Below are 22,567 nucleotides of genomic sequence, written 5' to 3' on the forward strand. Positions count from 1 at the left end.
ATTCTTTTCCGCCTTTTTAATTCAATCTGAAATTTATAACTCGACAAATCTTATACACGAAACCTTATAAAAATAACTATTTATTTATTGAAACTTGCGCTGCTTCGCTCTAACCGGCATGACACACGTCCTTTCGGAACTGCCAGCATCCGGAAGCCTCTATACCTATGACGTACAAGAAGGTCCGGAAACATCACGTTACCGGATGGTTGAAAGTACCTCGCTCCAGACAGAGCCGGTACCGTTACCTCAATACAGGCAGCACCTGGTTGAGCTCTAAGACATAGACCTGAGTCGATTACTATGAGCGCTAACAAGCCTAGCGATAGTTCTGAGAAGACCCAAAACGCTTTCGTCAACCGCACGACATCCCGCATTCGCGAAGGACTGCCCTATCCCCTGGGAGCCACCTGGGACGGCTCCGGCGTCAACTTTGCCCTGTTTTCGGCTCATGCTACCAAGGTTGAGCTTTGCCTGTTTGACCAGGATACCCTTGAAGAGATCGAGCGCATCGAGCTGCCCGAGTACACCAATGAGATCTGGCACGGCTACTTGCCTGACGCACGTCCGGGGACGTTGTACGGTTATCGTGTACACGGCCCCTATGAACCAGAGGCAGGCCATCGCTTCAACCACAACAAGCTACTGATCGATCCCTATGCCAAGCAGATCGTAGGCGAGCTTGAGTGGAACGATGCGTTGTTTGGTTACACCATTGGCCATCCTGACGGTGATCTTTCGTTCGATGAACGCGACAGTGCACCTTATATGCCTCGCTGCCGCGTGATCGATCCGGCCTTTACCTGGGGTACTACAGAGAAGCCCAAGGTACCGTGGGACCGTACTGTCTTTTACGAGACCCATGTCCGTGGTTTCACCATGCAGCATCCTTCAGTGCCGGAAAACACCCGCGGCACATTCTCCGCGTTCCACGAAAGCGATGTTGTAGATTACATCCGTTCGCTGGGTGTGACGTCCGTCGAGCTGATGCCCATCCACTACTTCCTGGATGACAACCACCTGCTTGAGAAAGGGCTGCGTAATTTCTGGGGCTATAACACCCTGGCCTTTTTTGCCCCTCATGCCCGCTACATGGCCAGCCAATCCATCGGCGAGTTCAAGATCATGGTTGCGCGGATGCACAAGGCCGGCCTTGAAGTCATTCTCGACGTGGTCTACAACCATACAGCCGAAGGCAATGAGATGGGCCCGACCCTCTCGCTCAAGGGGATCGATAACGCCAGTTACTATCGTCTGATGCCGGATAACCCCCGGTATTACATCAACGATACCGGTACGGGTAATACACTCAACATGAGTCACCCTTGCGTATTGCAGATGGTGACTGACTCCTTGCGCTATTGGGCAACCGAGATGCGTGTGGATGGTTTCCGCTTTGACCTTGCTACCATCCTGGGCCGTGAACCCCATGGTTTCGACGAAGGCGGCGGTTTCCTCGATGCCTGCCGCCAAGACCCAGTCTTGAATCAGCTCAAGCTTGTTGCCGAACCTTGGGACTGCGGTCCAGGCGGCTATCAGGTGGGTAATTTCCCACCCGGCTGGATGGAGTGGAACGATAAATTCCGCGATACGGCACGGTCCTTCTGGAAAGGCGATGACGACAAACTTGGCGACTTTGCCAAGATTGTTCTCGGCTCGGGTGATCAATTCAACCAGCGTGGCCGCAAGCCGGCGTCGTCAGTCAACTTTGTCACTGCTCACGACGGCTTTACCCTCAACGATGTAGTGTCCTACAACGACAAGCACAACGAAGCCAATGGCGAGGGCAATAACGACGGCCATTCAAATAACCTGTCCTGGAATTGTGGCGTAGAAGGTGAAACGGACGATCCGGAAATCATCGACCTGCGCTACCGCCAGATGCGTAACTTCCTGGCAACCCTGTTCTTCTCCCAAGGCACACCGATGCTGTTGGCGGGTGATGAGTTCGCGCGGACGCAAGGCGGCAATAACAACGCCTATTGTCAGGACAGCGAAATCGGCTGGATAAACTGGGACATCAAGGAGCGCAGTGCTGAGCTTCAGGACTTCACGCGCCGACTCATCGAGCTTCGCATGAAGTATCCGTTACTACGTCGTAGCCGCTTCTTTACTGGCGTATACAACGAAGCGCTGGATATCAAGGACGTGACTTGGTTAATGCCCAGTGGTGAAGAAATGGGCATGGAACAGTGGCAGGACGGCAGCAATCGCTGCATGGGCATCCTGCTTGACGGTCGTGCGCAACCTACGGGGATTCGCCGTGCCGGCTCTGATACGTCGCTTCTGATGATCGTAAATGCCCATTACGACATGGTGGACTTCACACTGCCCCAAGTGCCTCAAGGTGAGCACTGGGTTTTGCAGGTTGATACTAATCAACCTGATTTGTTGGAAACCGGCGACACCTTTGCGTTTGGCGATGTCTATCAAGTAACAGGACGGTCATTTCTGTTGTTCGAATTGACCAAGCAAACCAAACGGAGGAAGCGTCAAGCATGACGAACGCAACAAAGGGTTTCTCGTTCAAGATCCTCACTATCAACACGCATAAGGGCTTTACGTCCTTCAACCGCAAGTTCATCTTGCCGGAGCTGCGTGACGCAGTGCGCACGACATCGGCTGATCTCGTGTTTCTGCAAGAAGTGTTGGGTACGCACGAGAAGCACCCGTTGCGCTTCGAGAACTGGCCAGCGGCGCCGCAGTATGAGTTTCTGGCTGATTCCATGTGGACCGATTTCGCCTACGGGCGAAATGCGGTCTACCCGGATGGCCACCATGGCAACGCCGTACTGTCCAAGTTTCCGATCGTGACGTACCAGAACCTTGACGTGTCCATTACCGGCCCGGAAAAGCGCGGCTTGCTGCATTGTGTGCTGCGCGTTCCGGATCATGACGTTGATATCCATGCGATCTGTTGCCATTTGGGGCTTAGGGAAAACCACCGTCTGCAACAGCTGAAACTGATGTGCAAGCTGATTGAAAATCTGCCGGAAGATGCGCCGCTGGTTGTTGCAGGCGACTTCAATGATTGGCGCCAACGCGCCAGTGATGTGCTCAAGGCAGGTGCAGGGCTTGAGGAAGCATTTCTGAACGCCAACGGGCAACACGCCAAGACATTCCCGGCGCGTATGCCCATGCTGCGTTTGGATCGGATCTACACACGCAACCTCACGGTGCGTACCCCTGAAGTCTTATCCAACCGCCCTTGGTCTCACCTGTCCGACCATGCCCCGCTGGCTGTGGAGTTGTGTGTATGAACCCGCAATGGCGAGACGGTAATCGAATTCAGCTACTGGAGAATGGTGAAGAATACTTTCCCCGGGTGTTTGAAGCCATCTCCCAGGCCAAGCGGGAAATCCTGCTGGAAACCTTCATTCTGTTTGAAGACAAGGTAGGCAATGAGCTACACCGTGTATTGATAGAAGCAGCCCGGCGTGGCGTACGCGTCGAGGTCACGGTGGATGGCTACGGTTCGGCGGAATTGACCAAGGACTTCCTTGATAAACTCGTGCTTGCCGGTGTTCGCTTCCGCTTTTACGATCCGCGCCCCCTCTTCATGGGGCGTAGGACCAACCTCTTCCGCCGTCTTCATCGCAAGATCGTTGTCATTGATGCTGAAATCGCTTTTGTTGGAGGCATCAATTTTTCCGCTGATCATCTGGATGACTTTGGTCCTACGGCCAAGCAGGACTACGCAGTAGAAGTTGAAGGACCCATCGTAGCCGATATTCATCGCTTTAGCCTTGAGGCGCTGGGCAACAGCGAAGAGCCTCGTCGCTGGTGGGGCCGACGGCGCAATGAACCTGCTCGCAACGATTTTCCCGGTGATGCACAGGCACTGTTCGTCTACCGAGACAACGAAGAGCATCGTACAGATATCGAGCAGCACTATATCGAAATGATGCGAAGCGCCAAGCGTGAAATCATCATTGCCAATGCCTATTTCTTTCCCGGTTACCGCCTGTTGCGTGAACTGCGAGACGCGGCTCGGCGTGGCGTGAAGGTCAGACTGATCGTCCAGGGCGAACCGGATATGCCGATCGTGAAGGTCGGTGCACGGATGCTTTACAACTACCTTGTACCTGAGGGCGTCGAAGTCTACGAATATTGCCGCCGCCCTCTGCATGGCAAGGTGGCGCTGATGGACGATTACTGGGCTACGGTAGGCTCCAGCAACCTGGACCCTTTAAGTCTTTCTCTTAACCTCGAATCCAATCTCATCTTCCATGACCGAGCCTTTAATCAGGTCTTGCGTGGTCGGCTCGAACAACTCATGGCGCAGCATTGTCAGCATGTGGACATGACCAAGGTGCCGCGCAAGACCATCTGGCACCTGGCCAAAACCATGCTGGTGTTTCACTTCCTTCGGCACTTCCCTGCTTGGGTAGGCTGGTTACCGGCACACACCCCTAAAATAGCGTTGGTCGAACCGCCCGCTCAATCGCATCTTGAACGATCCGATATAGCAGATCCGGAACGTGCGAGGACTCATACATGACCGCCACTCTAAGGCACTCTCAGGATGCCTCCGTGAAGTCGAAACCTTCTCCCAAAGGTAAAGTGTGGCCGATCGCCAAGAGGCTTCTGACCTACGCTTTTTTCATTGCCGTTACTGTTCTGCTCGTGATGTATGCCCGGCAGGTGAACTGGGTGCAGGTCTGGCATTCCATTCGCCAGTATGGCTGGACCGCTATCCTCATGGCCGTGGGCCTGGTTGTGGTCAGTTATATCATGTATGGCTTTTATGACCTGATCGGGCGAGCCTACTGCAGGCACAAGCTGGGCAAACGGCAGGTGATGATCGTGTCGTTTATCTGTTATGCCTTTACTCTTACGCTCAGCACATGGGTAGGCGGCATTGGCTTGCGGTACAGACTTTATTCTCGCCTGGGTCTGGAAAGCGGCACCATTACCCGTATCTTCAGCCTAAGCCTGGCGACTAACTGGCTGGGCTACATCCTGCTGGCAGGGATTATCTTTACAGCAGGGCTGGTGAAGATTCCGCCGCACTGGTACATCGGCAATATGACGCTACGGATGATAGGCATTGGCCTCGTCACCTTTATTGCTGTCTATCTGCTGTTCTGCCAGTTTTCCAAACGTCGCTCATGGACCATTAAAGGGCAGGACCTTAATCTGCCTTCCCTGCGCATGGCCTGTATTCAACTGGTCGTCTCCTCCATCAACTGGATGGCAATGGGTGCCATTATCTATGTGCTGCTCGGACAGAAGATGGATTATGTGTTTGTGCTGGGCGTCCTGCTCATCAGTAGTTTTGCTGGTGTCATCACGCATATTCCAGCCGGGATCGGAGTGCTGGAAGCAGTTTTCGTGGCCTTCATGGGGCATGAACTGGATCATTCCTACATTATTGCGGCGTTACTTGCCTACCGAGCCATTTATTTCATCGCTCCGCTGCTGATTGCCATTGTTGTGTATTTCTTCATGGAAAGTCGCGCTAAGAAAATCCGAGCACGAAATGAGGCCAAGATGGAAAAACAGGACGAACAGGCGCAGGCCAAAGGTCCGGCAGCCTGACCGGCTGCCGAATCCTTATCGGTTGTTGGGTTGATGCATGGTGACCAATCGGTTGAAGGTCACCTTACCCCCTTCGGTAGAAGGTCCCTCCTTGTCCTCCACATAAGCGCCCGCCTTAAAGTAAAGGTGGTAACTTGCCCAGCGCTGATCCAACTGTACAGACAGCTCCCCGTTTCCGCGCCCATGTGTAAAAAGCCTTACGCTCAGCACGCCGGTCCGACTCAAGCGCAATTCATAACTGAACGGACCGTCCAATGGAATATTGCGTAGCAGAATTTGTGGCGGAATCTTGAGGGTGTCCGGCTTGGTACGAATCAAGGCCTCAACCTGTCCAGTGACAGGCGTTTTCCCCTCCATGGTAGGGTCCAGACGATAACGCAGGCTGATCAATGCTGAGTCTGGTGTACCCTGACTATCTCCCACCGTACGGATCTGTCCGATAATCATCTTGCCACTGGAAGGCACTTGATTAACGCGCAGGTCAGCCTGCATCAGGCTGACGGAGTCTTCGTATTTCCAATTGTATTCACTGCCATCCGGGCGCGTTTCCCGAAGCTCAGTACTGGGATAGTTGAGTTCCGGCGTATAACGTCCTGTTACGGGAGCCCAGAGGGTCACGCTACCATCGGGAGTACGATAAAAGTAATCACTGCGGTAGTTGCGATTGAGTACGTTGGTCTCAATAACGACAGGACTGGATGGCTCGGGAATTGTCAGATTCCACTCTGCCAGATCTACCATGTGAGTCCTCCCTGATTACCTATAAAGACCCTGATCCGGTACTACTGCATTAGTAGAACCCATAGCGTGTCAATAAAACGTGAATGATGCAAACAGCCGCTTAACAACCTCGACAGCAGTAAAATATCAGCCTCTTTCACCAGTCAAAAAACGCAAGAAAAACGGCGCATTAAGCGCCGTTTTCTTTTGCTGTCTTCCGATCAATGCTCGGGCCGGGTGCCAGGTCTCAGGATAACAACACCCAATGGCGGCAACTTCAGATTCAAAGAGGCTGGCTGGCCATGGCTGGAGGTTTCGTCGGCCATGACGGCACCGCTATTGCCGAACCCACTCCCACCATAGATATCGCTGTCGCTATTGAAGAGCTCCAGCCACTGCCCCCCTTCGGGAACGCCTATCCGATAGTCGCTACGGGGAACGGGCGTGAAGTTTCCAACAACCAGCAGGGGCCGCTTCTGTGAGTCGAAACGCAGCCAGGCAAATACACTGTTGGCAGAATCATCACCTACCAGCCACTGGAAGCCTTCCGGTTCGCAGTCATGCTCGTGCAGCATGGGCTCTGCCCGGTATAACCGGTTCAGATCCGCTACCAGCTTTTGTACACCCTGATGGTTCTGATGCTGCAGCAGGAACCAGTCCAGTTCGCGGTCGTGGCTCCATTCACGCCATTGACCGATCTCGGACCCCATGAACAGGAGCTTCTTGCCCGGATGCGTCCACATGAAGGACAGGTACGCACGCAGGTTGGCAAACTTCTGCCAATTGTCACCGGGCATCTTGTTCAGCAAAGACCCTTTGCCATGCACGACTTCATCATGGGAAATGGGAAGAACAAAACGCTCGGAATAGGCGTATACCATACCGAAGGTCATGTTGTGATGGTCGTAACGGCGGTAGATCGGATCACGCTCGATGTAATGAAGCGTGTCATGCATCCAGCCCATGTTCCACTTGTAGGAGAACCCAAGACCGCCCTCGGAGGTAGGCTTGCTGACACCAGGCCATGCGGTGGACTCCTCTGCAATCATCAACGCACCGGGCGCTTCTTCATGCACCACATCGTTCAAATGTCGGAGAAAATCGATTGTCTCGAGGTTCTCGCGGCCGCCATATTTATTGGGAATCCACTCGCCCTGCTTGCGGGAATAATCGCGGTACAGCATGGATGCGACCGCATCCACACGCAGGCCGTCTATATGGAAATGCTTGAGCCAATGCAGCGCAGAGGACAGCATGAATCCGTGTACTTCATTGCGCCCAAGGTTATAGATGTAAGTGTTCCAATCCTGATGGAAACCTTCGAAAGGATGCTCGTACTCATAGAGTGCTGTACCGTCGAAACGCGCCAGTCCATGGGGATCCGTCGGGAAATGCGCGGGTACCCAGTCGAGAATTACACCGATGTGCGCCTGATGGCAGGCATCTACGAAGGCTGCAAAGTCAGCTGGCGTGCCATGACGAGAGGTTGGAGCGAACTGCGACAGTGGCTGATAGCCCCATGACCCGCTGAACGGGTGCTCCATCACAGGCAACAGCTCGATATGGGTAAAGCCCATCTCCTGAATATAAGGAATCAGCTGTTCAGCTAGCTCCCGCCAATTCAAGATACGACCATCGTCGCCACCGTCACGACGCCACGAGGTAGAGTGCAGCTCATATACCGAGAACGGCGCATGAACAGACTGGCGCTCCTTGCGCTGCGCCATCCAATCATCATCATGCCATTCGAACGGAGCCGGATCAGCCACTACCGAGGCGGTGCACGGGGGTAGCTCCGTTGCCAAGGCGACTGGGTCAGCTTTTAGGGGCAATAACCCATGCTGGCCAAGGATTTCGTACTTGTATGAGTCACCCGGCTTGATACGGGGGATAAACAATTCCCATACCCCTGCCCCGTGCCGTAGGCGCATTGGGTGACGGCGACCGTCCCAGGTGTTGAAGTTACCCACTACGGAAACCCGACGTGCATTGGGTGCCCACACAGCAAAGCGTACACCCTGAACACCATCGATCGTCATCGCTTGAGCACCCAGGCATTGGCCCAGCTGACGATGCTTACCCTCATTGATCAGGTAGATATCGACATCGCCCAACAGCGTACCAAAGCTGTAAGGGTCTTCTGTCTCCTGTACGCCACTGGGCCAGCGGATCCTGAAGAAATACGTTGCCTGATAGTCCAGGCGGGCATAAAACAGCCCGGGAATCTGCCCGGCTTCCATATGGGCCAAGTGGCGACCGCTCTCACGCTCGACCAGCTCGACACCCAGCGCATTGGGTAAAAAGGCACGAACCAGAAACCCGGTACCATCCGGGTGAGGCCCCAAGATGGCAAACGGGTTGCCATGCTCTCCGCGAGCCAGCGCGTCCGCCTCTGGAGCAGATAGCTGGGCGTAGTCTGGTTGGTGGTTCTGGGGTGCTACGGCTTGAGTCATCCTTTTGCTCCCGAAATGAGCGAATCCACAATGGCGGCTACGCCGCGCAGCGGTATGTTGATCCAGTTAGGCCGATTGGCCGCTTCATAACCAATTTCATAAACGGCTTTCTCTAGCGTATAGAGATCCAGCGCTGCCTGCTCACCACGCTCGCTCCATTCATGGGCGATACCGGCAGCAGCCTCACGATAAGCCTTGAGGAAGGCCGCGTAAGCCGTTGTGCGATAGGTCTCTGCTGCCTGTCGCCGTTGACGCATTGCCTCTTCCGACGTATCGGCACCACTGTTACTGCTCATGGTGATCATGGCCGCCGCATAGTCAAAGGATCGCAGCAGACCTGCCACGTCCTTGTGCGGACCATACTTGGCACGACGCTCGTCCAGCGAACGGGCAGGCTCACCTTCAAAGTCGATCAGGTAGGCATCGTCCTGAGACACCAGGACTTGCCCAAGGTGCAAATCTCCGTGAACACGGATGCGCAAGCCACCGGCTACGTCTTCGGCAAGGGCTTCGATACGCTCGCCAAGCTCCTTGCGCTGAGACACTAACTTGTCGAGGTGCTGGGTGCTGGCGCTATCCAGGGAGGCGCGTTTGTTCTCAAGCGTATCTAGCGCAGCGTCAACCTGCTCTCGTACACGGTGAGCAAACGTACGCGCGGAGTTTGCATCGATCTTCTCGGGTGCAAACGCAGCGTCATCGGTGTCCTGAGCAAGCAAGGTGTGCATTTCACCCAGGCGCTGCCCCAGAATGGCGGCAAAGTTTTCCAGATCGGACATGGCAGTGAACTCATTCTCCACCTCTGACAGACCTGCCTCCAACATGTCACGGGTTACCTGGTCCAGCTTGTCCAGCGTCCACTTCCAGGCATCCCCCTGGTTATGGATCTGAGGCTGCACCAGCATGAGCACATTGGGTGTGCCCTCTTCGTTGTAGCGTGTCACCTCACCCAGCAAGGGCGCCATGTTGGCAAAGCCTTTGTCCGTCAGGAACCGCCCCATTTCGACTTCAGGGTGAATACCTGTAGCTACCTTCCGGATCAGCTTGAGCATGTACTTGTCGCCTACAATGAGCGAACTGTTGGACTGCTCTACACCCATGTGCCGAATTTCAGTTTCATCGGTTGTAGTGAAGTTCTCGACATCCATGTACGGCTGAAAGCGGATTTCACCTGCAGGCGATTTCAGTACGGCCTGATCCTTGAAGGCCTTGAACACCCCATGCACAAAGCTGGTCAGCGTAAAGGCATCGGTAACCAGACCTACGTTGCGAACATGGCGAATGCGGGACATCGCCAACTGGGTAGCCAACGGACTGCAATGCTGGTCACTCTCGGCCAGGAAGCCCAACGGCAAGGCATAGTGCTCCTGCCCCTTGGCATTTTTCACGCAGACTTCCATGAACAGCACGGGGAATTTCGGCGTTGGAATTTCCACAGCGTACATGAGGGTGACCTGCTGGATCGCCTCGTCCTTGCTGCCGAACCAGCGGCGCTTGGGCAGATACAGCGGCAGGATTTCCTGCTCAAGAGCCTTGCGCGGCGTACCGCTGAGCAACTCTTGCAGATTCTTTTTAATGACGAGCGTTTGGAAGTCAGGCATGGTTTCTGGAGGCTCGGAGTGCCACGCAGGCATCTGTTCATTGCCTGCGAGGTAGAACCAATAAAATCCGTACGGCTGAAGTGTCAGCATGTAAGGCAATTGGCCAATGGGCGGAAAGGCACTGCCTCCCAGCATTTCCACGGGCACCTTGCCTGCCATGGATGACAGATCCAGTTCGACGGCCTGGGCAGCACGCGACACGTTGGCAACACAGAGAATGGTCTCGTGCTCGCCTTCGGGCGTAGTGTAGTCACGCAAATACGCCAGAATACGGCGGTTGGTTGGCCGGAGCATCTTCATGGTGCCGCGACCAAAGGCTTTCTGTTGCTTGCGCACGGCCAGCATGCGGCGCGTCCAGTTCAGGAGCGAATGAGGATCGCGCGCCTGTGACTCTACGTTGATCGACTGATAGCCATATAGCGGGTCCATTACCACCGGTAGCACGAGGCTGGCCGGATCGGCACGGGAGAAGCCACCATTGCGGTCGACCGACCATTGCATCGGCGTACGTACGCCGTCTCGGTCGCCCAAGTGAATATTGTCGCCCATGCCGATTTCATCGCCGTAGTACATCGTAGGCGTACCTGGCATGGAGAGAAGCAGGCTATTGAGCAGTTCGATCCGCCGGCGATCCCGCTCGAGCAGCGGTGCCAGGCGACGGCGAATCCCCAGATTGATGCGCGCGCGCCGGTCCGAGGCGTAAAAATTCCACAGATAATCCCGTTCCCGGTCAGTCACCATTTCAAGCGTCAGTTCGTCATGGTTGCGCAAAAAGATCGACCATTGACAGTTCGCTGGAATTTCAGGGGTCTGACGCAGGATATCGCTGATAGGAAAGCGGTCTTCCTGGGCAATAGCCATATACATGCGAGGCATCAGCGGAAAGTGGAACGCCATGTGGCACTCGTCACCTTCGCCAAAGTACTGCTGCGTATCTTCCGGCCACTGATTGGCTTCCGCCAGCAACATCCGGTCCGGGTAATTCGCATCGATCTCGGCACGAATCTGTTTGAGTACCGCATGGGTTTCGGGCAGGTTTTCGTTATTGGTGCCGTCACGCTCCACCAGATAGGGAATGGCATCCAGACGCAAGCCATCGACGCCCATGTCCAGCCAGTAGCGCATGATCGAGATCACCGCTTTCATGACCTGAGGGTTATCAAAGTTCAAGTCAGGCTGGTGCGAGTAGAATCGGTGCCAGTAATACTGCTCAGCGACGGGATCCCACGTCCAATTGGACTTTTCGGTATCCAAAAAGATGATCCGCGTACCGTCGTACTTCTTGTCATCATCTGACCAGACATAGAAGTTGCGCGCCGAAGACCCTTTCTTCGCCTTGCGTGCGCGCTGAAACCAGGGGTGATCGCTAGAGGTATGGTTGATTACCAGCTCAGTGATGACCCGCAATCCCCTTTTGTGCGCCTCGGCAATAAAGCGCCTGGCATCCGCCATGGTGCCGTAATCCGGATGCACTCCACGGTATTCGGAAATATCGTACCCGTCATCGCGGCGCGGCGACGGGTAGAACGGCAGTATCCAAATGGTGTTGACGCCCAGGCCAGCAATGTAGTCGAGCTTATCGATCAGGCCAGGGAAGTCACCGATTCCGTCGTTGTTGGAATCGTAAAACGACTTCACGTGAACCTGATAGATGACCGCATCCTTGTACCACAACGGGTCATTGATAAAGGCCGCCGGTTTGCGTGAGCGCGTTTTTTTTGGTTTCGCCATTTATAGTCTTCCTTTGGCCTAGATGGCCGGGCGGATACGCCATATGCCAAATGGCATGGAAGGATCGAGACGCGTCCATTGTGTTTTCCCGTGCCATGTCCAGCGGTGGCCGGTCATGAGGTCTTCGCCATGCATGGATGCATTGTCGTCGAGTCCGAATTCCCACAAGGGGAGTTCAAAGTGGCCTTCCTGGGCGTTATGGGGATCAAGATTGATTGCCACGAGTACGAAATTGCTGAGATCGGGCGTGTACTTGCCGAACAGGATGATGTTGTCATTGAACACGTTGTAGAACTTGATCCCCAGATGTGTCTGGAGAGCAGGGTTCTGCTTGCGGATCCGGTTGAGCTGTGCAACTTCCGCCATGATGTTGCCCGGCGCATACCAGTTGCGGGGGCGCAACTCGTACTTCTCGGAATCCAGATATTCTTCCTTGCCGGGCGTTAGCGGCGTGCCTTCACACAACTCAAAACCTGAATACATGCCCCACAGGCCCGACCCCATGGTGGCCAGCGCTGCGCGAATCAAAAACCCTGGACGCCCACTGGTCTGTAGGAAAACCGGATTGATGTCCGGCGTGTTGACGAAGAAGTTGGGCCGATAGCATTCGCGCCAGGGCGAACTATTGAGCTGTGTGAAATATTCCGTCAGCTCAGACTTTGTATTGCGCCAGGTAAAATAGGTATAGCTCTGCGAATATCCGACTTTGCCCAAACGCGCCATCATCGCTGGCTTGGTAAAGGCCTCGGCCAGGAACATGACTTCTGGGTCACGGCCACGGATATCCGCAATCAGCCATTCCCAGAACGGCAATGGCTTGGTATGGGGGTTATCGACCCGGAAAATCTTGACGCCCTGCTCCACCCAATGCCAGACCACGTCACGCAGCGCGAGCCAGAGGTCCGGGACGGAATCCTTGGCATAAAAATCGACGTTGACGATGTCCTGGTACTTTTTGGGCGGGTTTTCCGCGTAGCGCATGGAGCCATCAGGACGCCAGGAGAACCAGCCCGGATGCTCCTTGAGCCAGGGATGATCAGGTGAGCACTGGATGGCAAAGTCGAGTGCGATTTCAAGACCATGGTCAGCCGCTGCGGCAACCAGCGCACGGAAATCTTCAAGCGTTCCGAGTTGCGGATGTACGGCATCATGGCCACCATCGGGACTACCAATGGCATAAGGGCTGCCAGGCTGATCAGGGCCCGCACCCAGGGTATTGTTCTTGCCCTTGCGGTGGGCGAGACCGATCGGATGGATCGGTGGGAAGTACAGGACATCGAAGCCCATGTCACGTACACGAGGCAGCTCACCGATTACATCGCGAAAGGTGCCGTGACGCTGCGGGTCATTAGTGATCGAGCGGGGAAAAAGCTCATACCAGCTGGCGAATTGTGCCTTGAGGCGCTCAATGTCCAACGGGTACTCGACGCTGTGCGTCAGATGCGGATAGGCATCGGCGTCGCGCATGTTGCGCTCAGTTTCCGAGCTAAGCAACAAAGCCACCTTGTCACCTTCGGTAGCGCACTGATCAAACCGTGCCAGCAAGGATTCCAGACCGGGCCGCACCTCGTCATCCGCACGAGTCAGGGCCTGCTCCAGATGGATGCGTCCTTCCTGTAACTCAAGTCCGATCGGCACACCAGCGCCATATTTCTTTTCAAGCTCGTAGCGGTAACTGCCGTACACATCCCACCACGCTTGAACGACAAATTCATGTCGAGCCACCTGTACCGGCGTGAACTCGCACAGCCAGAGGTCATTGGTTTGAAGCTCCAGCGGTACTCGCTGCCAGTCTTCAGCACCCTCCACGCGCCACAGTACGCAGGCGGCCAGCTTGTCGTGCCCGTCTGCGAAAATGGTGGCCTTTACGGTAATGGGCTGGCCGGCGATGCCCTTGGCAGCGAATTGTCCGTTATCCACTGTCGGGCTGACCGACTCGATGGCAATTCTCGGTGTTTGCGACGCCGTTTCCGGGTCATAAGGTAGATACGCGAGTGAACCGGGGAGATCGGTATTCGACATCGAGCCTGACTCCTTAAAGTGCTGTTGGCTGGCTCATGCCCAGCTTCCGGCGATCGGAACATCCTTCGATGCCTTGTGGCGGGTGCGGCGGAGGGTCATAACCTCTACCGCGCTGAGCCCAATAGGTATGAAATACTGAGCCGACGCCTAAGGGAAAAGTTCAGGCTATTGATGGAGATAAGTTGCAAGCAGCCGAACGGTTGACTCGGCTGCAGCACAGACGGGGGGGGAAAGAATTCAGGCGTGTCGGGCAATGCACTGCAGGCGCACTGCCCGTCACTTACTCAACGGTCAAGACGACCCGCCCCTTGAGGCATTCGTTTTCTACGAGCCGATGGGCTTCCACAAACTGGTCAAACGGCAACGTATGCGCAACGACGGGCTTGAGCAGACCATCCCGGGTCATTTGATTAATCACCGTCAGCGCGCGCTGTACCGCCTCGGCATGGGGCTCCAGACCAAGCTCTGGATGGCCTGTAAAATCCAGGACGCTATGCCGAAAAATCTGCAGGTGTTTCTTGAACGCAGCGCAGGCCGGAAAGGACGCCTCGTTACCACCACCCATGCCGTAAATGATCAGCTTGCCCCGTGTCGCGGCAATATCACCCAGGCGGGACAGCTGTGGACCACATAGCGCATCCAGCACAACCTCAACGCCACGGCTCTCGGTAAAACGCTCTACTTCCAGCACCAAGTCCTGTTCGTCGGTCGATACGACCTTCACAGCACCCAACCCTTTAAGCATTGCGCGGTTTTCCGACTCGCTGGTAGCCGCGATCACCTGGGCGCCCAACGCGGCCGCCAGCTGAACCACCGCCGGGCCGACGCAGTTGCTGGCTTCGGTGACTAACACCTGCTGTCCGGCCTTGAGTTGAGCCAGATCCACCAGAGCAAAATAGGCCAGGAGCAGACCGGCATAATGCACCGCCGCTTCAGCCGGCGTCAGCGTGTCAGGGTATTCGGTCAATGCCTGCTGGGGCATCAGCACCATGTCACCACTGGCCGGATACTGGTTGATCGAGTGGGCAGGAAAGCTGGCCACTCGCATGCCTGGTTGGAAATGGCGGACGCCCTCGCCCACGGACACAACCTCACCCGCCAGCTCAGAACCAAACCCAGCCGGCAATGTGGCAGGCTCATCGGCTAGGTTCTGCCGCCAGAGCACGTCGCCCCAACATACGCCCAGCGCCTGTACACGCACCAGTACTTCCCCTGCACCAGGCTCAGGAGTGGGTTGGTTTTCGCAGCACAGGACATCAGCACTGCCGAACTGGTGAAAGCGAATCACACGGGACATCGCAAACCTCTTTGGTGGATTCCGTATGGCTACGGACTGTATCCAAGCTGGCGCCTCAACGCTACCCGCCCGTATCGATAGTTGTCATGAATGCCAGTGATGCAAGGCTTGACGCCGCCCTCGACTCACTACAGTCTCATGCGCTCGAACAAATGCATGGCCACGGTTAAGGGCATACCATGAATCGCAACGATCTTCGCCGAGTAGACCTCAACCTGTTGATTGTGTTCGAGACATTGATGCGGGAGCGGAGCGTAACCCGCGCTGCTGAAAAGCTCTTCCTGGGCCAGCCTGCCATCAGCGCCGCCCTTGCCCGTCTGCGCAGCCTGTTTGACGATCCATTGCTGGTCCGCACCGGCCGCACGATGGAACCTACGCCCCGTGCCATGGAGATCTTCGGCCTGCTTTCACCGGCCCTGGACTCAATCTCCTCGGCCATGAGCCGCGCACAGAATTTCGAACCGGCAAGCGCCGATCGCGTATTCAGAATAGGACTGTCGGACGACGTCGAGTTCGCCCTGCTGCCGCCCCTGCTCAGGCGCCTTCGCGCAGAGGCACCCGGAGTAGCCTTGGTCATACGCCGAACCAACTACCTGAACATTTCCAGCCAACTGGCCTCCGGCGAGATCACAGTAGGCGTTGCCTACACCTCGGAACTGCCCGCCAATGCCAAACGCAAGACCTTGCGGCGCTCGCGCTCAAAAGTGCTTCGGGCCGATTCCATTCCCGGCACGCTGACCTTGGACGACTTTTGTGCTCGCCCTCATGCGCTGGTATCGCCTGCCGGCGACCTGAGTGGGTTTATCGATGATGCGCTGTCGACGCTGGGCAAGCAGAGGCGCGTCGTGCTGGCAGTCCCCCAGTTCAACGGCCTGGGAACACTACTGACCAATACGGATCTGCTCGCCACCGTCCCGGACTACACCGCCCAGGTACTGGCTTCCAACGGCGGCTTGCGCATCGAAGATCCACCTCTGGAGGTGCAATCCTTTGAACTCTCCATGGCCTGGAGCGGTGTGCACGATAACGACCCTGCCGAACGCTGGTTACGCTCTCGTATACAAATGTTTGTGGGAGATCCAGACAGTTTATAATAATGGGCTGGTATTACATAGCTAAAGATAGTCTGCTATCGATATATTTGAAGGCTTTTATCATTTTGATCGATAGTTAAATTCAGAGTGTTCGATTCGATCGTGCCAGACCCTTGAGCCAGACTCCGCCGTACTTAAATTTTCCTCACTTTGTCCGGCGGAAACGAACATGGAACAGTCCTCCACTCTCTGGCGATCTTCTCTGGCATTAGCCAGCGTTCTATTGCTCAGTGCCTGCGACAACAAGCCTGATGCGTCGGCCACAGCACCAGCCAAGCCCAAGGTCAGCGCCGCTCAGGTCATCCAACAACCGATCACGGAATGGGATGAGGTTACCGGCCGCCTCGAAGCGCCCGAGTCTGTCATCATTCGTCCGCGCGTTTCGGGCTATATCGATCGGGTTGTCTTTCAGGAAGGCACCCTGGTCAAGAAAGGCGACCTGCTTTTCCAGATCGACCCCCGCCCCTTCCAGGCCGAAGTGAAGCGTCTGGAAGCGCAGCTGCAACAGGCCAAGGCTCATCTGGATCGGGCTCAGAATGAAGCGCAACGTGGCGAGCGCTTGCGCTCAAGCAATGCGATCTCTGCCGAAGTAGCGGATGCCCGCACCAGCGAAGCACTGGAAGCCAAAGCGACGCTTGCCGCTACGCAAGCCGAACTGGACGCAGCTCGTCTGAACCTGAGCTTTACTCAAGTTACCGCCCCCATTACAGGTCGCGTTGGCCGGGCCGAGGTCACCGCGGGTAACCTGGTAAATGCTGGGGAAAACCAGCTCACCACGCTGGTATCCACCGACAAGGTGTATGCCTATTTCGATGCTGATGAACGTGTTTTCCTCAAGTATTCCGACTTGAAACGCCAAGGTGTGCGGGGCGAAACCAGTCCGGTCTTTATGGGGCTTTCCAGCGAAACCGGCCACCCTCACCTAGGCAAGATGAACTTTCTTGATAACCAGGTTGATCCCCGTACAGGCACCATTCGTGGACGGGCCGTATTCGAAAACACCGATGGCCAGTTTACTCCCGGGCTCTATGCAAGGCTGAAGCTGGTTGGCAGCGGTACCTATAACGCGATGCTCATCAAGGATGAGGCTGTAGGTACTGATCTGGGCAAAAAATACGTGCTGGTAGTCAAAGACGACGGCACCGTGGATTACCGCTCGGTTGAACTGGGTCCGAAAATCGAAGGGCTGCGGATCGTCCGTACAGGTCTGGCCAGCAATGACAAGGTCATCATCAATGGCCTGCAACGCATCCGTCCGGGCTCCCAGGCAGACGCTCAGATCGTACCCATGGCTGACGAGGCCACCCTGGCTGCACTCAAGCATCAGCGCGAGCTGGTAGCGAAAAGCCTGCCTCTGCCGGACAAGCCGATTCAGCTTACTGCCAACGATACGCGTCGTTAACACCGTCTAACCCTGCCGCCAAGCCCATGCGCCTCGCTCTTCTACCAGAAGAGCGACGGTGCCCTGTTGCTCGCGTTTACAAAGGAATGGTCCGATGAACTTCTCACAGTTCTTCATCAAGCGTCCCATTTTCGCGGCCGTTCTCTCGCTGATTATCCTGATCGGCGGAGCCGTCTCGCTCTTTCAACTTCCTATCAGTGAATATCCGGAAGTCGTGCCGCCCACAGTAGTGGTTCGCGCCACCTTCCCGGGTGCCAACCCCAAGGTTATCGGCGAGACCGTGGCAGCCCCGCTGGAGCAAGCCATGAACGGCGTCGAGCACATGCTCTATATGTCGTCCCAGGCCACTGCCGACGGCAAGATGACCCTGACCATTACGTTTGCCTTGGGCACAGATCTGGATACGGCGCAGGTACAGGTGCAGAACCGTGTCACCCGTACCCTGCCCAAGCTGCCTGAAGAAGTGCAGCGTCTGGGTGTAACCGCTGACAAGGCCTCACCGGATCTGGCCATGGTGGTGCACCTTACCTCGCCCGATGAGCGCTACGACATGCTGTACCTGTCCAACTATGCGCTGATCAACATCAAGGACGAGCTGTCCCGCCTGGACGGTGTGGGTGATGTCCAGCTGTTCGGCATGGGCGAGTATTCCCTGCGTGTGTGGCTTGACCCGAACAAGGTGGCCTCCCGTGGCCTGACGGCAACAGATGTCGTCAACGCCATTCGTGAGCAGAACCGCCAGGTTGCGGCAGGTTCTCTGGGCGCCCCGCCCGCGCCCAACGCGAACAGCTTCCAACTGGCCATCAACACCCAAGGCCGCCTGGTCAATGAGGAAGAGTTCGAAAACATCATTGTTCGAGCCGGCGCAAATGGTGAAATCACCCGCGTGAGGGACATTGCGCGCGTTGAATTGGGCTCGAACCAGTACGCCTTGCGTTCACTGTTGAACAACAAACCAGCCGTCGCCATACCGATCTTCCAGCGTCCAGGCTCCAACGCAATCGACCTGTCCAATCAGGTACGGGCAAGAATGGCTGACCTGAAGAAGAGCTTCCCTCAGGGTATGGACTACTCCATCGTTTATGACCCTACGATCTTCGTCCGTGGCTCCATCGAAGCGGTTGTGCATACCCTTTTTGAAGCCATCGTGCTGGTTGTGCTGGTTGTGGTGCTGTTCCTGCAAACCTGGCGAGCCTCCATCATCCCGCTGGCAGCCGTTCCGGTTTCGTTGATCGGCACGTTCGCCTTGATGCACTTGTTCGGGTTTTCACTGAACGCACTATCCCTTTTCGGGCTGGTATTAGCTATTGGGATTGTGGTGGACGATGCCATCGTGGTCGTGGAAAACGTCGAACGGAACATTGGGCTGGGCCTCTCTCCGGTTGCCGCAACCCAGCGAGCGATGCGGGAAGTAACTGGTCCTATCATCGCTACCGCGCTAGTGCTGTGCGCTGTGTTTGTACCCACCGCCTTTATTTCCGGATTGACGGGACAGTTCTATCGACAGTTCGCCCTGACCATTGCTATTTCAACGGTCATCTCAGCCTTCAACTCGCTTACGCTCTCCCCTGCACTGGCAGCCGTCCTGCTCAAGGGACACGATGCTCCCAAGGACCGTTTTTCGCGCTTGCTGGATCGCCTGTTGGGCAGCTGGCTGTTCGCGCCATTCAACCGTATGTTCGAACGCGCCAGTCATGGCTATGTAGGCGTGGTTGCACGTGTGCTTCGCCGCGGCTCGATTGCGCTAGTGGTCTATGCCGGTCTGATGGCGCTGACGGTGTTTGGGCTGACGAACACGCCTACAGGTTTCGTGCCGCAGCAGGACAAGCAGTATCTGGTCGCCTTTGCGCAGCTGCCTGACGCTTCTACGCTGGATCGTACCGAAGACGTCATCAAGCGGATGTCCGATATCGCGCTCAAGTATCCAGGCGTGGAAAGCACCGTGGCGTTCCCGGGACTCTCCATTAATGGGTTTACCAACAGCCCCAACAGCGGCATTGTTTTCGTGACACTCAAGCCCTTCGAAGAACGTAAGGACCCGAGTCTGTCAGCCAACGCGATTGCAGGTGCACTCAACGGCAAGTTCAGTTCTATTCAGGATTCGATCATCGCGATCTTCCCGCCTCCGCCGGTTCAGGGCCTGGGTAGCATCGGCGGTTTCCGTGTGCAAATCGAGGATCGAGGCAACCTGGGCTACAACGAGCTGTTCGCCCAAACGCAGAACATCATTGCGAAAAGCCAGAGCGTGCCGGAACTGGCAGGCCTGTTCTCCAGTTACCAGGTAAACGTTCCGCAAATCGATGCCGATATTGATCGTGAGAAAGCCAAAACTCATGGCGTTGCGATCAGCGATATCTTCGATACGCTACAGGTCTACCTGGGCTCGCTGTATGCCAACGACTTCAACCGCTTTGGCCGTACCTTCCAGGTCAACGTACAAGCCGATCAGCAGTTCCGCCTTGAAGCCGACCAGATCGGCCAGCTGAAGGTACGTAACAACCTGGGCGAGATGGTGCCGCTGTCTACCTTCGTGAAGGTAAGCGATAGCGCAGGTCCCGACCGCGTGATGCACTACAACGGGTTTATCACAGCCGAAATCAACGGCGCCCCGGCACCCGGTTACAGCTCGGGCCAGGCACAGGCCGCGCTGGAAAAACTCATGAAGGAAGAGTTGCCCAATGGCATGACCTACGAGTGGACCGAGCTGACCTACCAGCAAATCCTGTCGGGCAACACGGCCTTCCTAGTCTTCCCGCTGTGCGTGCTGCTGGCCTTCCTGGTGCTTGCTGCCCAGTACGAAAGCTGGAGCCTGCCGCTTGCCGTTATTCTCATCGTACCAATGACGCTTCTGTGCGCTATCACAGGGGTCATTCTGTCCGGGAGTGATAACAACATCTTTACTCAGATCGGCCTGATCGTCTTGGTTGGCCTGGCCTGCAAAAACGCAATTCTGATCGTGGAATTCGCCAAGGATAAACAGGAAGAAGGCATGGACCGTGTGGCCGCCGTACTGGAAGCATGCCGGTTGCGTCTACGTCCGATCCTGATGACCAGCTTTGCCTTCATCATGGGCGTGGTGCCGCTGGTGACATCTACCGGTGCAGGTGCCGAGATGCGTCATGCCATGGGCGTTGCGGTGTTCTCCGGCATGCTGGGCGTGACCTTCTTCGGCCTGTTGCTGACCCCCTTGTTCTATGTACTGATCCGCGCGTTCGTCGAGCGTCGCGCTGAGCGTCGTGTCGCCGCACAGGAGGTGCTGTCATGAGAATCTTCGTTCCCAGTCTATTGGCCCTTGCCTTGAGTGCCTGTGCGGTCGGTCCGACCTATCAGGCACCGCAAACCGAACCGGCTCATCTGCAGACCGCGGCGGGCAATCAATATGATCACTCCCGTTTCGAGGCGCAGTGGTGGCAACAATTCGAGGACCCCACCCTTAATCAGCTGGTGGCGCGCTCGATTTCCGGCAACCGGGAGCTTCGTGTGGCCTACGCCCGGCTGCGCTCGGCTCGTGCCCTGCGTGATGACACGGCCAATGACCGCTTTCCTGTTGTGACCAGTCGCGCCAGCAGCGAGATCGGCAAGGCGCAGCAGCCGGGCTTCACCGATAAGCGTACAAACAATGAGCGTTATGATCTTGGATTAGACATGGCCTGGGAGATTGATCTCTTCGGCCGGATCCAGCATCAACTGGAAGCCAGCGATGCTCAGGCAGACGCCGCGCAGGCAGAACTCAATCAACTGCAGGTCAGCCTGATTGCAGAACTGGTAGACGCCTATGGCACGCTCCGCGGTGCCCAGCTGCGCGAGCATATTGCGCAGGAAAACCTGAAGAATCAGCGGGCCTCCCGGCAATTGACCCAAACCCTGGATGAAGCAGGCGTAGGCAGCCAGCTGGATGTCTTGCGGGCTGATGCACGCCTTGCGGCCACCGAGGCGACTCTGCCGCAACTCCAGGCAGAAGCGGCGCGGGCAAAGAATCGGATAGCGACTCTGATAGGCGAACGGCCTGATGCGATGAGCATTGACCTTTCACCCAAGCCATTGCCTGCAATTGCCAAGGCGCTTCCCATTGGTGACCCGGCCGAGCTGTTGCGCCGCCGCCCGGATATCCAGGCAGCCGAACGTCAGCTGGCAGCCGCAACCGCGAATGTCGGTGTAGCTACTGCAGATCTTTTCCCGCGAGTTAGCCTGAGCGGCTTTCTAGGGTTCACCGCGGGGCGGGGTTCCGAGATCGGCTCTTCGGCCGTCCGCGCATGGGGCCTGGGTCCTACCCTGAGCTGGCCAGCCTTTGACTTAGGTAGCGTTCGCGCACGCCTGCGTGGGGCCAAGGCAGATGCCGAAGGCGCCTTGGCCAACTATGAGCAGCAAGTGCTGCTTGCCCTTGAAGAAAGTGCCAATGCCTTTAGCGACTATGGTAAACGTCAGGAGCGCCTGGTTGCACTGATTCGCCAGTCCGAAGCCAGCCGCGCAGCAGCCGAGCAGGCAGCGATCCGCTACCGTGAAGGCGGGTCGGACTTCCTGGTATTGCTGGATGCAGAGCGCGAGCGACTGGCGGCGGAAGATGCCCAAGCCCAAGCGGAAGTTGAGCTCTACCAAGGCATTGTGGCGATCTATAAATCACTAGGCGGCGGTTGGGAGATCCCCAACGTCTGATCCTTCGGTTAGGGGCGACGATGTCGCCCTGGCCCGCGGCTTTCCCTGCTCCTTGG

At 56.3% G+C, this 22,567-nt stretch carries 13 protein-coding genes; 8 read left to right on the top strand and 5 right to left on the bottom strand.

Translation table 11 applies throughout. The features are described 5' to 3' along the window. The first annotated feature begins 303 nt into the window (after positions 1 to 303). The 4 genes from glgX to B3729_RS00325 are packed head-to-tail and all read left to right on the top strand — an operon-like array spanning position 304 to position 5,541. The gene (glgX, locus tag B3729_RS00310; RefSeq protein ID WP_010798370.1) at positions 304 to 2,502 is read left to right on the top strand and encodes a glycogen debranching protein GlgX; all 2,199 of its coding nucleotides are present in this window, start codon (positions 304 to 306) and stop codon (positions 2,500 to 2,502) included. After that, positions 2,499 to 3,260 carry an endonuclease/exonuclease/phosphatase family protein gene (locus tag B3729_RS00315; protein ID WP_019365610.1) on the top strand — a complete coding sequence of 254 codons (762 nt, stop codon included), beginning with the start codon at positions 2,499 to 2,501 and terminating at the stop codon, positions 3,258 to 3,260. Before glgX ends, B3729_RS00315 begins: the two co-directional genes overlap by 4 nt. Beyond that, complete coding sequence (gene clsB / locus B3729_RS00320) at positions 3,257 to 4,501, top strand: cardiolipin synthase ClsB (RefSeq protein WP_286786704.1); 1,245 nt, start codon at positions 3,257 to 3,259, stop codon at positions 4,499 to 4,501. Before B3729_RS00315 ends, clsB begins: the two co-directional genes overlap by 4 nt. 32 nt (positions 4,502 to 4,533) lie before the next feature. Then, positions 4,534 to 5,541: a lysylphosphatidylglycerol synthase transmembrane domain-containing protein gene (locus tag B3729_RS00325; protein WP_019365608.1), complete on the top strand. Its 1,008-nt coding sequence runs from the start codon at positions 4,534 to 4,536 to the stop codon at positions 5,539 to 5,541. Between the two features lie 15 nt (positions 5,542 to 5,556). Here the strand turns inward: B3729_RS00325 and B3729_RS00330 are convergent, their stop codons facing one another. The 5 genes from B3729_RS00330 to B3729_RS00350 form a co-directional block, all read right to left on the bottom strand. Further along, on the bottom strand, positions 5,557 to 6,282 hold the full coding sequence (locus B3729_RS00330; RefSeq protein WP_010798374.1) for a polysaccharide lyase family 7 protein: 726 nt from the start codon (positions 6,280 to 6,282) through the stop codon (positions 5,557 to 5,559). A 200-nt stretch (positions 6,283 to 6,482) separates the two neighbouring features. Next, on the bottom strand, positions 6,483 to 8,714 hold the full coding sequence (gene glgB / locus B3729_RS00335; RefSeq protein ID WP_074826583.1) for a 1,4-alpha-glucan branching protein GlgB: 2,232 nt from the start codon (positions 8,712 to 8,714) through the stop codon (positions 6,483 to 6,485). Further along, entirely contained in the window at positions 8,711 to 12,043 is a 3,333-nt protein-coding gene (gene treS, locus B3729_RS00340) for a maltose alpha-D-glucosyltransferase (protein ID WP_286786705.1), read from the bottom strand. The genes glgB and treS overlap by 4 nt, the downstream gene beginning before the upstream one ends. Positions 12,044 to 12,061: 18 nt before the next feature. Next, positions 12,062 to 14,065, bottom strand: a complete 2,004-nt coding sequence (locus B3729_RS00345) for an alpha-1,4-glucan--maltose-1-phosphate maltosyltransferase (protein WP_286786706.1) — start codon at positions 14,063 to 14,065, stop codon at positions 12,062 to 12,064. A 280-nt stretch (positions 14,066 to 14,345) separates the two neighbouring features. After that, the gene (locus tag B3729_RS00350) at positions 14,346 to 15,362 is read right to left on the bottom strand and encodes a zinc-dependent alcohol dehydrogenase family protein (RefSeq protein ID WP_219652680.1); all 1,017 of its coding nucleotides are present in this window, start codon (positions 15,360 to 15,362) and stop codon (positions 14,346 to 14,348) included. 179 nt (positions 15,363 to 15,541) lie between these two features. Between B3729_RS00350 and B3729_RS00355 the strand changes: the two genes are divergently transcribed. From B3729_RS00355 to B3729_RS00370, 4 genes are all read left to right on the top strand, one after another. Then, entirely contained in the window at positions 15,542 to 16,456 is a 915-nt protein-coding gene (locus B3729_RS00355) for a LysR family transcriptional regulator (protein WP_010798379.1), read from the top strand. Positions 16,457 to 16,625: 169 nt separating this feature from the next. Next, positions 16,626 to 17,858 (top strand): multidrug efflux RND transporter periplasmic adaptor subunit MexE, encoded by a 1,233-nt coding sequence (gene mexE / locus B3729_RS00360; protein ID WP_286786707.1) that lies wholly within the window; start codon positions 16,626 to 16,628, stop codon positions 17,856 to 17,858. Between the two features lie 94 nt (positions 17,859 to 17,952). Then, a complete protein-coding gene (locus B3729_RS00365; RefSeq protein WP_286786708.1) occupies positions 17,953 to 21,123 on the top strand; it encodes an efflux RND transporter permease subunit in 3,171 nt (1,056 codons plus the stop codon). Beyond that, positions 21,120 to 22,511 carry an efflux transporter outer membrane subunit gene (locus B3729_RS00370; protein WP_286786709.1) on the top strand — a complete coding sequence of 464 codons (1,392 nt, stop codon included), beginning with the start codon at positions 21,120 to 21,122 and terminating at the stop codon, positions 22,509 to 22,511. Before B3729_RS00365 ends, B3729_RS00370 begins: the two co-directional genes overlap by 4 nt. The last annotated feature ends 56 nt before the right edge of the window (positions 22,512 to 22,567 follow it).

It is taken from the genome of Pseudomonas sp. UBA3149, from assembly GCF_002364655.1.
In the GTDB taxonomy this organism is placed as follows: Bacteria; Pseudomonadota; Gammaproteobacteria; order Pseudomonadales; family Pseudomonadaceae; genus Chryseomonas; species Chryseomonas luteola.